The sequence below is a fragment of the Candidatus Edwardsbacteria bacterium genome, assembly GCA_031082425.1.
In the GTDB taxonomy this organism is placed as follows: Bacteria; Edwardsbacteria; AC1; order AC1; family EtOH8; genus UBA2226.
Window position 1 is genome coordinate 337,815 of the sequence record JAVHLB010000002.1, and the last position, 15,307, is coordinate 353,121.

The following is a 15,307-nucleotide window of genomic DNA, read 5'->3' on the forward strand; positions in this document are numbered from 1 at the left end:
CCGGCCCAGCCTTTTTTATGATCTTCTTTTGGGGGGCTTTCCCTGATTTTTTCATGTCTCACCTAAAAATATATTGATTATTAAATGTTACGAATTAACGGCTTTCATTATATCACTACCCCATTTAAAAAGCAAAAAATATTTAATTAAATTTTATTGACAAAGTATCGTCAATACATTATCCTTAAAGCGGAAAGGGTGACACTGTGGACAGATACACCAAAATATATATTTCCGGCTATGATTCACCCCTCGGCCGGCTGTACCTGGCGGCCACCGACAAAGGTCTTTTGCGGATCGCTCCGGCAAAAGGTTCCGAATTGTCTTTCATATTGGACCTGGGAATAAGACATTTCGACCTGGTGCCCAGCGAAAAACCCTTTCTGCCGATCAAAAAACAGCTGGACAGATATTTTGAAGGTCAGCCGGTGGTCTTCAGATTCCAGGCCGATATCAGCCGCGGCACCGGCTTCCAGAGAAGCGTCTGGAGGAAACTGTCCGGCCTGCTACCCGGTCAGATGATGACCTACGGCATGCTGGCCCGGGAGATAGGCCGGCCCAAAGCTTACCGTGCCGTTGGTCAGGCGGTGGGAGCCAACCCCCTGCCGATCATCATCCCCTGCCACCGGGTGATCGCCTCCGACGGCTCTCTGGGCGGCTTTGCCTGGGGAATAAAGGTCAAGAAAAAACTGCTATCCATTGAAGGGATGGACTTATGAAAAAGACAGCCCCGTCAAAAGAAAGAAGAAAGTTTATACGGCTGCCGGTGGAGATAAGGGTGAAATATAAAGCCCTTAAGGAGGTCATTGACACCAGCGGGTTAAAACCGGCCAAGGTGAAAAACCTGAGCTCCGGGGGGATACTTTTTCATTCCGGCAAAAAACTAGGCAAGGACGATACCCTGCAGTTAAAACTTGATTTTGCCAGGGGCAAAAGCAAATATGATCTGGCGGCCATCGGCCAGGTGGTGCGCTGCAGCGCATTGAAAAACGGGCAATACACCATCGGGGTGCGATTTTTGGAGATATACTCGGACGACCTGGATCTGTTGAAGGGCTTTATCGAGAAGAAGGCCAAGAGGCCGGGCAAATGATGGCATACATCTGAAACAGAAAAGGGCGGTTTTACCGCCCTTTTCTGTTTCAGACCCCGAGCCCATAAAAATGATGGTTTCCCCTGCTTTGGTCCGCCAGGCTTATCATAGGCAATTAAAACCTCACCCTGTCGCCGGCCTTGACCCCATTCTGCCCAAACCACCCGGCGTTGGCCTCGATAACATAAAGGGCCGGGGCCAGCGACCGGTAGCGTGGCCCCTCATCCAGCGGTTTCATGGTCAGGATGTTGATGATCACTCCCTGTTCGGAGATGAAGGCGATGTCCAGCGGCAGAAAGGTGTTCCTCATCCAGAATGACTGCATCTGGGGATACTCGAAGATGAACAGCATCCCCTCATCACCCGGCATAGTTTTCCTGAACATCAGTCCCTGCTCCCGGGATCGCGGGTTATCTGCCACCTCCGCCCATAAGACGCTTTGCCCCACGGCCAGCTTGATCCTTCCGGGACGCTCCGGTTGTATCTGGTCGGTCTTGTCCCGTGGATAAGCTTTTTCAATTTTTTCCCGGCAGCCGGCGATCAGTGCCAGGGCCAAAATCGTTATGACTGTTTTTGAATGATTTCCCATTTTTCCTTTCGGGCGAGGCGCCATGAACCATCCCGGCCCGGGCTGGCCTGAGGCGACAAAAGACCGGCCGCAGAAAGATGCGGCGGTTACTTATTCAAGTTGAAGATGACCATCCTCAGGGTGGTCATCTCCTCGATGGCAAATTTCGCCCCCTCCCGGCCCAAGCCGCTGTTTTTATTGCCGCCATAGGGCATGTGGTCGATCCGATAGGAGGGAAAATCATTGATCAGGATGCCGCCCACATTGATCCTTTTGACGGCCGCCAGGGCCCGGTTGATATTGGAGGTGAATACGCCGGCCTGCAAGCCATACTGGCTCTGATCGCATTTGACAATACCCTCTTCAAAGCTGGATACTTTTTCCACCACCGCCACCGGGCCGAATATTTCGTCCCGGACCACTTTCATCTCCGGCTTGGTGTTGGTGAGGATGGTGGGATAGTATATATTTCCCTCTCTTCTCCCGCCGCAGACGGCCTCGGCCCCCTGGGCCACGGCTTCTTTTACCCATTCCTGGACCCGGCCGGCCTCCGATTCCGCTATCATCGGTCCGATATCGGTATCCTGGTCCAGGGGGTTGCCGATCTTAAGCTTTTGGGTCCCGGCGGCGAATTTTTCCATGAATTCCGCATAACGGCTTTGGTGCACATATATCCGTTGCACGGAAATGCAGACCTGTCCCTGATTGTAAAAGGCCCCCAGGATACAGCGCTTGACGGCGTAATCCATGCTTTCAATATCTTCATCTATCACCACCGCGCTGTTGGACCCCAATTCCATGGTCAGCCTTTTCAATCCGGCATTTTTGACGATATGCTCTCCCACCTCCCGGCTTCCGGTGAAACTTATCTTGGATATCCGCCGGTCCCTGATCAGCATCTCGCCGACCTCGCCTCCCGGCCCCGGCAATAGGCTTATGGCTTCCCGGGGCAGGCCAGCCTCGATAAAAGCCTTTACCAGCGCTATCCCTGAAAGGGGGGTGGCCGTGGCCGGTTTGAGGATCACCGGACATCCGGCGGCGATGGCCGGCGCCACCTTATGGGCCGCCAGGTTCAGGGGAAAGTTGAAGGGGGTGATGGCCGCCACCACCCCGATGGGGTGCCTTTCGTAATATCCCACCCGGCCCTCGCCTGACCGGCCGGCGTCAATCGGCAGGGTCTGGCCATGAATGCGCTTGGCTTCCTCGGAGATGTATTCGAGATTCTCCACGCAGCGCTCGACCTCGGCCCTGGCGTAGCGGCAGGGCTTGCCCGCTTCGCGGGCGATGGTAACCGTCAGCTGGTCCATCTGCCGGTCGATGATCCCGGCGGCAGCGCGGATGATGGCCGCCCGGCGGTGGGCCGGCAGTTCAGCCATTACTTGCTTGGCCGTTTCCGCGGCCGTTACTGCCTCATCTACTTGAGCGCTCTCGGCGGCCTGGACTTCGGCCATCGTTTCGCCGGTGTATTTGTCCCGCACCTTGAACCGTTTCCCTGAAACTCTTTGGTGCCCGGCGATGTTCAATTTATGAATAATGTTCATATCATCCAACCGTTTTTTTACATTGCCGATTTCTTCTTCGCCTTCTGCTTGGCCAGCCCCAGGATCAGCCCCAGCGCTATGGCCAGCAGGGCCGCCACCACCACCCGGAACTCCGGCGGCAGCATGTAATTCACCGATTGGACCGGAAGCCAGAACCAGATTATTGACCCGCCCACTATCCTGAACATATTGTCCCAGTCTATGTTCCGGTAGGTCTCTATCAGCGGCCACCTGGAGAATAGCTTATTGTTGTCGATCAGGGTGTCGGTGATCCGGTGGAAGGTCATGAAGGGAAAGCCGAACACCGCCTGAAAGAAGAATGATTTCCAGAAGGCGGTCAGCCAGGGAAATCCCCGGCCCGGCAGATAGCCCTGGTCCAGCAGGCCTTCGGTCCCGGCCGAGAACAGGGGAAAGGCCAGGGTCATCATAATTCCGAGCAGACCCCAGACCAGGGACCGCTGCCACAACCGGATGCCCTTGAGCTGCCATTGGCCGGAGACCACCTTCCGGCTAAGCAGTTCGCCCATGGTCCCCAGCAGAATGAACTTGGCCATGCCCATCAGGTAGGGATGGGCCCGGGTGGTCATCACGAATAATTCTCTGGTGCCGGGGATGATCAGAATGGTCAGCACCCCGCCAAGCAGCAGGACCCAGATCAAGGAAAGTAAAAGATCCAAGACACTGTTCTTCTGTTGTTCCATTCTTGATGAAGCGCTTTATATGGTAAGTTAAATCTGCGTCAATCTGTGAAATCTGTGGATACGTTATTTCAAGTCCCCGGGCAGATGAATGGCGAACTTGCAGTGCTCGTCACCGCTGATGACGGCCTCCAGCGTTTCCACCCGGACCTTGGTCTTAAAGATCCCTTCGTAGATCCCCTTGTACCACCCCGCGCTGCAGTGGCAGTATTCCTTGGGAATGCGGTTTTTTGTGGCGCGCATCAGGGGGCAGAAACAGGCCGCCATTTGTTTTTCGTAGGGCGTTGTGGCCTTGGCAAAGGCTTCCGGGTCGCGCGGATCGCGGATCTCGTAGATCACGCTGCCCTCCCGGTAGGGATGGCCGAATTTAGCCCGCTCCGCCCCCATGGCTTCCAGCACCCTATCCACGCTTTTGGTCTCGGCATACAGCTTGGCCAGAGCGTCTATCGGCCCGGTCCCGAATTCCTCGGTAAAGACGCAGGCCCGGCCCTGCATGATCTCCTCCCGGGCCGGCTGTTCCGGAACGGCCGTCTCCAGCCGCTTCATGGCTTGTTCCGACCAGACAGCGTAATCTTCCGGGCAGTCAGGGACCTGGTCATAGCCCGCTATCACGGAAGCTCCCTTGCCGGGAGCATGGCGGTCTATCTGGGCCGCCCATTTTTTCATTTTATCCGCCAGCCACGCCATTTCACATTCCTTTCAAAAGATGGTGGATCGGATCGCTTGTCCCAAAACTACCGGCCCATGGCCTTCTTCATGGTCTCGCCCATCTCGGCCGGGGTTCTGGCCACTTTGATGCCGCAGGACTTCAGAACCTTCACCTTTTCGGCATAGGTGCCCTTGCCCCCGGAGATGATGGCTCCGGCGTGGCCCATCCTCCGGCCCGGCGGCGCGGTGGCCCCGGCGATGAAGGCCGCCACCGGCTTGGGGAAGTTCTTCTTTATCCAGCGGGCGGTCTCCTCCTCCAGCGACCCTCCGATCTCGCCGATCATCAGCACCGCCTTGGTCTGCTTGTCGGCCTGGAACAGCTCCAAAGCATCGATGAAGTTGGTTCCTATCACCGGGTCGCCGCCGATGCCGATGCAGGTGCTCTGGCCGATGCCCAGCTTGGTCAGTTGATTGACCGCTTCGTAGGTCAGCGTCCCGCTGCGCGAGATCACGCCCACCGAGCCCTCCTTATGGATGGCGGCCGGCATGATGCCCACCTTGGCCTTGCCCGGCGAGATGGCTCCCGGACAGTTGGGCCCTATCAGACGGGTCTTTTTGCCCTGCAGGTAGCGCTTGACGAACATCATGTCGTTGGCCGGCACGCCCTCTGTGATGCAGATCACCAGCTCCAGCCCGGCATCCACCGCCTCCAGGATGGCGTCCCGGCAGTACAGGGCCGGAACGAAGATCATGGTGGCGTTGGCCTTCTGTTTTTCCACTGCCTCGGCCACGGTGTCGAACACTGGATATCCTTCATGAACAGTACCGCCCTTGCCCGGCACCACCCCGCCCACGAACTTGGTGCCGTATTCGGCGCATTTCAGGGAGTGAAAGGTGCCATGCTGTCCGGTGAAGCCCTGGCAGATCAACCGTGTATTTTTATCAACTAAGATTGCCATATATTCCTTTCTTTCAGTGCCTCGGACTACTTGGTTGAACTATGATTGTTCCGTTGTTTGCTGATGGGGTCCGTTTGTCACCTCAGCGCTGCCGCTGAAAAGAGGCAGCCGTTAAGAATTTGGCATTGTTTGAGCGCAGCGAGTTTGGCAAATTTAGGCTGCCGTTATGATGCTTCAAAGCAGCGGTGTAGCGACGAGCTTTTTTCTTTTTGGTTCTTTTCATTTTGGCGGCACAAAAAAGAAAAAGAACATTCATGAAAATATTTTATCCTGTAGCTGCTTCTTTGACTATCAACTGGGCCGCCTCGCCCAGCGACGCAGCCGGGATTATCTTCAGGCCTGAGCCGGCCAGTATCTTTTTTCCCTGTTCCACGTTGGTTCCGTCCAGCCGGGCCACTATCGGCACCTTCACCCCCAGGGTCTTGGAGGCCGCCACTATCCCCTCGGCGATCACGTCGCACTTCATGATCCCGCCGAAGATGTTCACCAGTATGCCCCGGACGTTGGGATCGGACAAAATTATCTTGAAAGCCTCGGTCACCTTTTCCGTCGAGGCGGAACCACCGACATCGAGAAAGTTGGCCGGGCTGCCGCCGTAATGCTTGACGATGTCCATGGTGGCCATGGCCAGGCCGGCCCCGTTCACCAGGCAGCCGATGGTCCCGTCCAGCTTGATGTAGCTGAGGTCATGTTTGGAGGCCAGCACCTCGTTGGGGTCCTCCTCGTCTATGTCCCGCAAGGCTTGTATCTCGGGGTGCCGGGCCAGGCCGTTGTCGTCGAAGGTTATTTTGGCGTCCAGCGCAAACAGCGTGTCCTCGGGCGTCCGCACCAGCGGGTTGATCTCCACCAGCGAGGCGTCCTTACTGATGAACAGCTGGTACATCCCGGACATCACTTGATTGAGCTGTTTGGCCAAAGCGCCCTTGAAGCCCAGCCGGCGGGACATCTCCGTTCCGTGGTAGGCGCGGTAACCGGACACCGGGTCGACCGCCACCTTGATGATCTTGTCCGGCGTTTCCGCCGCCACTTTTTCGATCTCCACCCCGCCCTCGGTGGAGCCGATGAAGATGTAGCTGGCGGTGGCCCGGTCGGCCAAAAAGCCCAGATAGTATTCCTTGGCGATGCGGGTGTCCTCGGCCACCATAATCCGGCGTACCAGTTTTCCCCTGGGCCCGGTCTGGGGCGTAACCAAGATCATGCCCAGAATGTTTTTTGAGTGGGTCAATGCCTCGTCCTTGGACTTGGCCAGCTTGACCCCGCCGGCCTTGCCCCTTCCGCCGGTGTGGGCCTGGGCCTTGACGATCCAGGGCGGGCCGATCAGCCGGGAGAGTTTTTGCTCCACCTCGTCAACGCTGACGGCCATGAAATCCGGTTTGACCGGGATCCCGTGGTCGCGCAAAAGTTGGCGGGCTTGGTATTCGTGAATGTTCATGTTGTTTATTAAAAGTTTTATATTAAATAGTGCATTTTATTCTCTGGTGAATAAATAGGCAATATAACCCAGGAAACACATCGGCAAGATACTTATTATAGGTATGAATAGAAATCCGATCACAGCCGTTGATGACCCTGGTGAATTTGTGTATATCGAATGCCAAATTGAAAAATGACCTATTATTGTTGCTATAAGTGTCCCAACGATTCCACCTATGCACATGGCATATGCTTTTCTTATAGATCCTTCCGAAGTGTAATAAAACAAATATGCCGTTAGAACAAGAAACGGAATTAAGCTTGTTAATTCTATAAAAAATAAATTATGCCCTTCTTTAAATTGTGAAACATATATTTCCTGAAATGCCATAAATATTCCACTTTTACCATAAACCACCTTAACATATAATAAAACTGATGGTGCCACAAGCACACCAACCATCAATGGAATAAAAGAACAAACAAGACGTTGTTTTAAATTCTTCATTTTACGCCACCCGGTTAGTTTCAACCCCCTTCTCAAAATCCGCAATATTCCTGAACGTCACTTCCAGCTTCCGTAACAGCGCCTCATGCGTTTTATATCCCAAATGCGGCGTCAGCACTGTATTCTTGGCAGTCAGCAGTGGGTTGTCTTGGCTGGGCGGCTCGCTTCCGAACACGTCCAGCCCGGCGCCGGCCAGTTTCCCGTCGTTGAGCGCCTGGGCCAAAGCCGCCTCGTCGATCAGCCCGCCCCGGGCGGTATTGATCAGATAAGCCGAGGGTTTCATTTTGGTAATCCGCTCCGCGTTCATTATATGCTTGGTCCCGGCATTAAGCGCCAGGTGCAGGGAAACAATGTCCGACTCTTTCAGCAGATCGTCCAGGCCGCAGTAGGTCCCGCCCAGTTTCTCAAACTCATCCTTCTTGGCCCGATTGTATCCCAGCACCTTGCAGCCGAAGGCGGCGAACAGTTTGGCCGCGGCCAGCCCGGTGGCCCCGGTGCCAACGATCCCCACCGTCTTGCCCCTCAGCTCCACGCCATCCGGGAAAGCAAAGAACTTCTGTTCGGTCTGGCGGGCGTGGGCGTCGCCCTTGGGAATATTACGAAGCAGTGACAGAGCAAGACCCAATGCAAGTTCTGCCACCGAGTCGGTGGAATACCCCGGCGTGTTGTAGACCGCTATCCCCTTCTCCCGGCAGGCCTCCAGGTCCACGTGGTCGTACCCGGTAAAGGAGATGGAGATCATTGACAGCGCGCAGTTCCGGATGGTCTGGCCGTCTATCGGCAGGCTGCCGGTGATCAGATACCTGGCGGCGCCCACCAGCTCGGTCAGCGGCCTGCCTTCGGCCAGCTCCGAACCCTTCCAGACCAGCGCATGCCCGGGCAGTATCTCGGCAAAGCGCTGTTGGACCATTTCTCTTGGCACACCCAGTGTCTGGATCAGTATGACCTCAGATGGTTTGTTCATTTTACCAAAGTAAAATTATGGGACACGGATTTACACGGATTACTTTGAGCAATATCTGCGGGGATCGACAATGATCTGCGGGGATCGACAATGATCAGCGGGGATCTGCGTTCCGGTTAGTTTTTGGTTTTTCTAAATTTCTTCGGCCCTTCTTCGTAAAAATCCCGGCCCCGGCAGTCCACCGCCACCACCGCCGGAAGATCCTTCACCGTCAATTTCAAGACGGCTTCGGGTCCAAGTTCGGAGAACAATACCGTTTCCGCCCTGACCACCGTTTGAGCCAGCAAGGCCGCCGCGCCGCCGGTGGCGGCAAAATACACCGCCTGGTGCTTTTTGATCGCTTTAATGACCTCGGGACTGCGGCGGCCCTTGCCGATCATGGCCTTCAGCCCGGCCTTAGCCAAGAGTAAGGGAGTGTAGACATCCATCCTTCCGCTGGTGGTGGGCCCGATGCTGCCGATCACCTTTCCCCTGGGGGACGGAGCCGGCCCGGCATAGAACAATGTCTGGCCCTTAAGATCTATGGGAAGTTTACCGCCCGCAGTTAACAGCTTATGGAACTTCTGGTGTACCGCATCCCTGGCCGTGAACAGTTCGCCCGAGATCAGCACCCGGTCGCCGCTTTTAAGCTTTTTGACTACAGCCCCGCTCAGCGGGAGAGATATTTTTTTCGCCTTCATCACAATGCCACCGTCTGGTGCCGGTGCGCGTGGCAGTTGATGTTCACCGCCACCGGCAGGCTGGACATATGGCAGGGCTCGTGCTCTATGTGCACGCTTAAACATGAGACCGTCCCGCCCAAGCCCTGCGGCCCCAGGCCCGAAGCATTGATCGCTTTCAGGATCTTTTTTTCCAGCTGGTCGTATCTCTTGTCCGGATTCGGTTTTCCCACCGGCCACATCAAAGCTTTTTTGGCCAGCAGCGCACAGCGCTCGAAATTCCCGCCGATCCCCACTCCCACCACCGTCGGGGGACAGGGGTTGGCCCCGACCTGGATCACTGTTTCGGACACAAATGTAACGACTCCCTGCTGGCCGTCCGAAGGCTTTAGCATGGCCAGCCGGCTGGTGTTCTCGGCCCCGCCGCCCTTGGGCATGTAATTTATCTCCAGCCTGCTGCCGGGAACCCGTTCGATGTGCATGATGGCCGGAACATTGCTGCCCGTGTTTTTGCGTAAAAAGACCGGATCGCCCACGCAGGAGGCTCGCAGAAAACCCTGGCGGCAGGCCTTGGCCACCCCTTTGTTTATTGCCTCATGGATCGGGCCGCCTTTTATCTCCACGTCCTTTCCCTGTTTTACGAAGAACACCGCCAGGCCTGTATCCTGGCAGATCGGCATCTTTTGTACTTTGGCAATTTTGGCGTTAAGCAGACACTGATTAAGGATGTCCCGGCCCAGCGGCGACCTTTCCAGTTTCAGGGCTTTGCCCAAAGCCTGTTCGGTGTCCCGGGGAAGAACGCAGTTGGCCTCCCGGCACATTTTCTCCACCGCAGTTGCGATGGCATTGTGTTCTATGGCCCTCATTTTACCACTCCGGCCCGAACCTTTGTCACGGCCTTTTCCAGGGCCTTTTCCAGCAGTTCCATCGGCGGTTTTTTGATGAACCCGTGTTCCATCAGGCCGTGGATCACCGCCCGGGCTTCGCTGATATCCTGTCTGGCCTTAAGATATGCTTCTTTTTTGGTCATGGAACTGCGGGCCACACCGTCCTTGACCGCCTGGGCGGCCACCTCGGCGGTCACCTTGGGGAACAGCTCCCATTCCTCCATGGAGGAGACTATGCGCTCCGGCCTAAGGCCAGAGTCTTCAGCAAATTCCGCTATGGCGTGGGCGGCGGCGATGGCCATGTTGTCTGTGATCTTGGAGGCCCTGGCCAGCAGCGCCCCTTTGAGGATCCCGGGGAATCCCAGCGAATTGTTGACCTGGTTGGGAAAATCGCCCCGCCCGGTGGCCACGATGAAGGCCCCGGCCGCCAGGGCCTGGCTGGGATAGATCTCCGGCACCGGGTTGGCGCAGGCGAAGACGATAGATTTCGAAGCCATCCCCGCTATCCATTCTGGCTTGATCACCCCCGGCCCGGATTGAGAGAGCGAGACCAGAACATCCGCCCCTTTTAGCGCATTTTCAACCTTTATATCATTTACAACCTTTGACCGTTGGCAGATCTCCCATTGCCGGTAGTATCTGGGATCGTTTTTGATGTCGAGGCGGTGCAGGCCCAGGGCGCCGTCAACGTCAAACATCACGCAGTTCTCCGGCTTCCCTCCGGCGGCCATCACCAGCCTGAAGATGGTGGTGTTGGCGGCTCCGGCCCCGTAAAACACTATTTTGACTTCGGAAATATTCTTGCCCGCCAGCTTCAGGGCGTTGATCAGCCCGGCCAGTGTCACACAACCGGTGCCCTGGGCGTCATCGTGCCACACCGGGATGCCGCATTCCTCCCGCAGGGTGTCCAGCACCTTATAACAGTTGGGCTGGGAGATGTCCTCCAGGTTGACCGCCCCGAAACTGGGCTGGGCCATCTTGACAAAGTCGATGATCTTCTGGGCGTCAGGTTTACCGTTTTGATCCCGGCTGTCCATGCACAGCGCCACCGCGTCCACCCCACCCAGGTACTTCATCAAAAAGGCCTTGCCCTCCATCACTCCCAGGCCGCCGGCCGGGCCGCAGTCGCCGTCGCCCAGCACCCGGGTGGAATCCGAGACCACCGCCACCAGGTTGCCCCGGTTGGAAAGGTCGAAGGAGGCCTGCTGGTCGTCCCGGATGGCGGTGGAGACGCCGGAGACCCCGGGGGTGTACCAGAGGTTGAACCAGTTCTTCCCGTACAGCCCGGCCTTGGGCAGGGTCGTCATCTTCCCGCCGTAAAACTTGTGAAGACCGAGGGCCAGCTCTTTAAGCAGGACAGTTTTCCCTTGGGCTATCTGCAGCTGGGTAAATCCCGCCGGAAACAATTTATCCAGATCATCCAAGCTCAGGTCAAAATCCGCCATATCCCCCTTCAATAAATAAGAGCCCCGGCCTTTGGTTATATAAAAACCTCTTCTTTTTCATGTAATGAAGAGGTTTTATAGAATTATCTACCCACGCCTTTTAATCTCTGGTTATTGGCATTGTTTTCCTATCTTCCGCCTTTGGTCTTTTTGCCGCGGGGAACAAAGGGCTCCGCCGGGCGGCTGGCCATGCCGCTGGCAACGGTGGTGCTTCTTAGGGAATTATCTGTCTTGACCGCCGTCTGCGGCCTGGGCCCTTTGGGACTTTTGCTCCTCGACTTGAAATCATTCACCGGCCGTGGAGCCGGCCTCTCCCTGGCGGGCTGGGGCTTTGGCGGAACGGGCCTGGCCTGAGGCTGCACCTTGCCGGCCGGCCGGGGCTGCGGCCCCCTGCCTTTTGGGGCTCCCCGGAATTTTCCCCGGTCGCCGCCTTCGTGACGGGGGGCGGACGGGGTTCCTCTCTGGCCGGGCTTATCTCCCGGCAAACGCGGGGCGATTATCACCCGGCGGAAGTCGGCGTTGCCCACCGCGAAGGTCTTGACGTCGGGGTTGTTCTCCAGGGTCTTGTGGACGATCTTCCTCTGGTGGGGCGGCATCGGTTCCATCTTGTGCTCCTGGCCGCTTTCCTTGACCTTGGCCGCCAGCTGCAAAGCGCGGGTTTTCAGGTCGTCGTTCTGCTTCTCCCTAAAGCCCCCGATATCCAGGCGGACCTCATATTCCGAATCACGGTAGATCTTGTTGATCAGGTATTCCATGGCGGTGATGGCCGCCCCTTGGTTGGCCTGGAGGTATTTTTCGCCCTCGAAGGAATCGATGGTGGCCACCAGAAGGTTTCCCTCCTCGTGGAAGGAACTGACCGTGCCCGGGATTTCCATCTTTTCCAGGATGCCCTCCACCAGCCGCTTGACCCTGGGCTGGGGAAGCACTTTGAGCCTGACCTTGGCCGGCTTGCCCCCGAATATTCCCAGAAATCCGGCGGAGCCCAGGCTGACTATCTCTATCTCCACGTCCTCCCGGTGGATCCCCATTTGTATCAGGCCCTTGTCGATGGCCTGTTCGACGGTCTTGGCTTCTTTTTCTATGAATACGCTCATTTGGTTCTCTTTTGATTTGGTTCTTGATTTAAAAGTGATGTCTGTCCCCGCCTTGGCAATGAACGGCGGATCAGTCCTCGATGGGTTTGTGGCGGACATGGATGATGTACTGCTCGCCGATGGAAAGGATGTTGTATATCAGCCAGTAGAGGTTCAGCCCGGCCGGCAGGCTGCTGAAGATGAACACCATGAACGGCGGCATCATGTAGATCATGAATTTCTGTTTGGGATCCACCGTGGTCATCTTCTGCTGGAAGAACATGGCTATCCCCATCAGGGCCGGCAGCACATAATAGGGATCCTTGATGGCCAGGTCGTTGATCCAGAAGGCGAACGGGGCCTGGCGCAGTTCGATGGTGTTGGCCAGCACGCTGTACAGGGCGAAGAACACCGGCATCTGGAGAAGCAGCGGCAGGCAGCCGCCCAGCGGATTGACCCCGTGCTTCTTGTACAGGGCCATGGTCTCCTGGTTCAGTTTGCCGGGATCCTTCTTGTACTGCTCCTGGATCTTCTTCATCTTGGGCTGGAGCTGCTGCATGTGCTTCATGGACTTCATGCCCTTGTAGGACAGCGGGAAGAAGGCCAGCTTGATGATGATCGAGAACAGGATGATCACTATTCCGTAATTGGGAATGAAGCTGTGCAGCAGCAGCAGCAGCCATAATATCCCGCGGGTCACCGGCTGCAGGGGTTTCCACCCGGTATCGGCCACCTTGTCAAGCTGGGGGAAAACCCCGGCCAGTATCTGATGCTGGATGGGACCCAGATATACCACAATGCTGTCGTAGCCGGATGGTTCGGCCTTCAGCGAGAGCCGGCTGGAGACCCGACCGTCATTCAGCCCCTGCTTGACCGCCACTGCTTTCTTGTTGGACGGGATCATGGCCGCCAAAAAATACTTGGTGCGCACCCCGCTGAATATTATATCGCCAGGAACTTCATCAATATCCGGGTTGGCCAATTTTTTTGCCTTGTCGGTCTCCAGCTTCTGGCCCAGCATCGAGACAGCGGCGTATTCGTTCTCGTCTATCTTCTGGTCCTTCTCGGTAAAATTGAGCCCGCAGTTCCAGAAAAGATTATAGCTCCTGCCCAGAGCAACGTTATCCGGCTTTTCCAGATAGATGTTAAGCGCCAAGCCCGAACCATTGTCCAATAAAGCATAGCGTTTTTTGACTATCAGCCCGTTGCCCAGTTTGATCTGGTAGGTCACCGCCCTGTCGGTCTCCTCAGACACCATGAATACATACTGCGAAAGATCCACCGGAACGCCGTTGGCGGCAAGGTCCATGGTCAGGGCCCGGCCGTTCTCCGGGATCAACTGGACCGCCTGGCCGTCCGGCAGTTTGTAGCCCTTGAGATCGTACTCCACCAGACAGGCCCCCTGATTGCTGAACACCGCCCTGAGATCGGCGGATTCCAGCGTTGACTGGACCACCGGGATCTGCGGGGCGGTTTCCTGGGCCGAAGCTCTTTTTTGGGGTTGGGCGACTATTGAGTCTTCCGGCTGCCCGGCGGTGCTTTCCGCCTCCGGCCGGCCGGCCGCCGGCGATCGCTCCTGCGGCGGCTGGACCGGGGCTTGGCCCTTGGGGCTTAAATACTGGAAAGCCACAAATACCCCCAGGATCAGTATCAGCGCGACAAATGTTCTCTTGTTGGAATCCATTACTAAATATTCTTCCCTTCTTTTGTTTTGAGGCCGGGGACCGGGTCATAACCGCCGGCATGGAACGGATGGCAGCGCAGCACCCGGCGGACAGCCAGCCACGATCCGCGCCACGGTCCGTGAGTCCTGACGGCCCCCAGGGCATAGACCGAGCAGGTGGGGCTGTACCGGCAGGAATCGGGCAACAGCAGTCCCACCGTCATCCGGTAGAATTGGATAAGGAATGCCAATATGAATGTCAGCAAGCTGCTCAGCATGTCTTAATTATCCTCCGATTCGATCTTTCCCCGTTTGATAAGCCCGGCCATCGCCTCCCGCACCCTGATGTATTCAATTATCTGATTTGCGGAGAATACCAGATCGTAGCCCGGCTTCAGCCGGAATTTGATCCTGCGGTAGGCTTCGCGCATCCTGCGTTTCATCAGGTTCCGGGACACCGCCTTCCCCAGTTTTTTCCTTACGATAAAACCGGCCCTGGTGCCGGGCGCCCCCTTCCTTTGGCTGAAGATCAGGGATATCCCGTCCTGGCCCAGGCGGGTGCCGGTTTTCAGAGCTTCGGTAATGTCCTGCGACCTCCGCAGCCGTTCATCCTTTTTGAATCTCTGGTCCATTACCGCCAACTGCCGCCCTCCGGCCCTTAGGTGTGCTTCAGGCTGACTTTTTCGTCGGACACCGTCAGCTTATGGCGACCCTTGGCCCGTCGGCGGGCCAGCACTTTGCGGCCGTCGGCAGTTTCCATCCGGCTGCGAAAACCATGCTTCCTGGCCCTCTTCACCTGGCTTGGCTGGTAGGTTCTCTTGGTCATTTAATCCTCCTGTTTGGTTATCCAATGTTGAAAAGATGTATTTGCAAATTAGCGTATTATGATAGCTTAAAACAGCCCCAAAGTCAAGGTTTTTTAAGCCTTTGTGGGCCGTTTTGAGGCCTGGCATCACTAAAAGGGGCCGCCCTTTGGGCGGCCCCTTTGCGGATGCAAAGCTGATTATCTTACCACCGTCAGTTTCCTGGTGGCGGTGAATCCCCCGGCGGTCAGCCGGTAGAAGTAGATCCCGTTGGGCAGGGCCTTGTCGTTCCAGCTTATCTGGTGATACCCGGCCGGCTGGGTTCCGATATCGAACCGTTTGACCGTCTGGCCCACCACGTTGTAAACCGTCAGGCTGACCTTTG

At 56.4% G+C, this 15,307-nt stretch carries 20 protein-coding genes; 2 read left to right on the forward strand and 18 right to left on the reverse strand.

Features of this window, described 5'->3' with window-relative positions; genetic code table 11:
• The first annotated feature begins 206 nt into the window (after positions 1–206).
• On the forward strand, positions 207–719 hold the full coding sequence (locus RDU76_03225) for a methylated-DNA--[protein]-cysteine S-methyltransferase (protein MDQ7797942.1): 513 nt from the start codon (positions 207–209) through the stop codon (positions 717–719).
• Positions 716–1,093, forward strand: a complete 378-nt coding sequence (locus RDU76_03230; protein ID MDQ7797943.1) for a PilZ domain-containing protein — start codon at positions 716–718, stop codon at positions 1,091–1,093. The genes RDU76_03225 and RDU76_03230 overlap by 4 nt, the downstream gene beginning before the upstream one ends.
• Before the next feature lie 115 nt (positions 1,094–1,208).
• On the opposite strand, the gene RDU76_03235 is transcribed toward RDU76_03230, so the two are convergent.
• From RDU76_03235 to RDU76_03320, 18 genes are all read right to left on the reverse strand, one after another.
• Entirely contained in the window at positions 1,209–1,682 is a 474-nt protein-coding gene (locus RDU76_03235) for a DUF192 domain-containing protein (GenBank protein MDQ7797944.1), read from the reverse strand.
• Positions 1,683–1,768: 86 nt separating this feature from the next.
• The gene (locus RDU76_03240) at positions 1,769–3,202 is read right to left on the reverse strand and encodes an aldehyde dehydrogenase family protein (protein MDQ7797945.1); all 1,434 of its coding nucleotides are present in this window, start codon (positions 3,200–3,202) and stop codon (positions 1,769–1,771) included.
• Positions 3,203–3,219: 17 nt separating this feature from the next.
• Entirely contained in the window at positions 3,220–3,879 is a 660-nt protein-coding gene (locus tag RDU76_03245) for a hypothetical protein (protein MDQ7797946.1), read from the reverse strand.
• 87 nt (positions 3,880–3,966) lie between these two features.
• A complete protein-coding gene (locus RDU76_03250; GenBank protein MDQ7797947.1) occupies positions 3,967–4,566 on the reverse strand; it encodes a DUF6144 family protein in 600 nt (199 codons plus the stop codon).
• 68 nt (positions 4,567–4,634) lie between these two features.
• Positions 4,635–5,507 (reverse strand): succinate--CoA ligase subunit alpha, encoded by an 873-nt coding sequence (sucD, locus tag RDU76_03255; protein MDQ7797948.1) that lies wholly within the window; start codon positions 5,505–5,507, stop codon positions 4,635–4,637.
• An 82-nt stretch (positions 5,508–5,589) separates the two neighbouring features.
• Positions 5,590–5,763, reverse strand: a complete 174-nt coding sequence (locus tag RDU76_03260) for a hypothetical protein (GenBank protein MDQ7797949.1) — start codon at positions 5,761–5,763, stop codon at positions 5,590–5,592.
• A 9-nt stretch (positions 5,764–5,772) separates the two neighbouring features.
• A complete protein-coding gene (sucC, locus tag RDU76_03265) occupies positions 5,773–6,939 on the reverse strand; it encodes an ADP-forming succinate--CoA ligase subunit beta (GenBank protein ID MDQ7797950.1) in 1,167 nt (388 codons plus the stop codon).
• A gap of 36 nt (positions 6,940–6,975) precedes the next feature.
• Positions 6,976–7,428: a hypothetical protein gene (locus tag RDU76_03270; protein MDQ7797951.1), complete on the reverse strand. Its 453-nt coding sequence runs from the start codon at positions 7,426–7,428 to the stop codon at positions 6,976–6,978.
• Position 7,429: 1 nt separating this feature from the next.
• Entirely contained in the window at positions 7,430–8,392 is a 963-nt protein-coding gene (locus RDU76_03275) for an NAD(P)-dependent oxidoreductase (GenBank protein ID MDQ7797952.1), read from the reverse strand.
• Positions 8,393–8,508: 116 nt separating this feature from the next.
• Positions 8,509–9,072: a FumA C-terminus/TtdB family hydratase beta subunit gene (locus RDU76_03280; GenBank protein MDQ7797953.1), complete on the reverse strand. Its 564-nt coding sequence runs from the start codon at positions 9,070–9,072 to the stop codon at positions 8,509–8,511.
• A complete protein-coding gene (locus tag RDU76_03285; GenBank protein MDQ7797954.1) occupies positions 9,072–9,917 on the reverse strand; it encodes a fumarate hydratase in 846 nt (281 codons plus the stop codon). Before RDU76_03285 ends, RDU76_03280 begins: the two co-directional genes overlap by 1 nt.
• Complete coding sequence (locus RDU76_03290; protein ID MDQ7797955.1) at positions 9,914–11,383, reverse strand: NADP-dependent malic enzyme; 1,470 nt, start codon at positions 11,381–11,383, stop codon at positions 9,914–9,916. The genes RDU76_03285 and RDU76_03290 overlap by 4 nt, the downstream gene beginning before the upstream one ends.
• A 128-nt stretch (positions 11,384–11,511) precedes the next feature.
• A complete protein-coding gene (gene jag, locus RDU76_03295) occupies positions 11,512–12,477 on the reverse strand; it encodes an RNA-binding cell elongation regulator Jag/EloR (GenBank protein MDQ7797956.1) in 966 nt (321 codons plus the stop codon).
• 70 nt (positions 12,478–12,547) lie between these two features.
• Positions 12,548–14,140 (reverse strand): membrane protein insertase YidC, encoded by a 1,593-nt coding sequence (gene yidC, locus RDU76_03300; protein ID MDQ7797957.1) that lies wholly within the window; start codon positions 14,138–14,140, stop codon positions 12,548–12,550.
• Between the two features lie 2 nt (positions 14,141–14,142).
• Positions 14,143–14,397: a membrane protein insertion efficiency factor YidD gene (gene yidD / locus RDU76_03305; GenBank protein ID MDQ7797958.1), complete on the reverse strand. Its 255-nt coding sequence runs from the start codon at positions 14,395–14,397 to the stop codon at positions 14,143–14,145.
• 3 nt (positions 14,398–14,400) lie between these two features.
• A complete protein-coding gene (rnpA, locus tag RDU76_03310; protein MDQ7797959.1) occupies positions 14,401–14,751 on the reverse strand; it encodes a ribonuclease P protein component in 351 nt (116 codons plus the stop codon).
• Positions 14,752–14,777: 26 nt separating this feature from the next.
• A complete protein-coding gene (gene rpmH, locus RDU76_03315) occupies positions 14,778–14,945 on the reverse strand; it encodes a 50S ribosomal protein L34 (protein ID MDQ7797960.1) in 168 nt (55 codons plus the stop codon).
• Between the two features lie 177 nt (positions 14,946–15,122).
• A partial coding sequence (locus RDU76_03320; protein MDQ7797961.1) for a T9SS type A sorting domain-containing protein occupies positions 15,123–15,307 on the reverse strand: 185 nt, incomplete at its 5' end.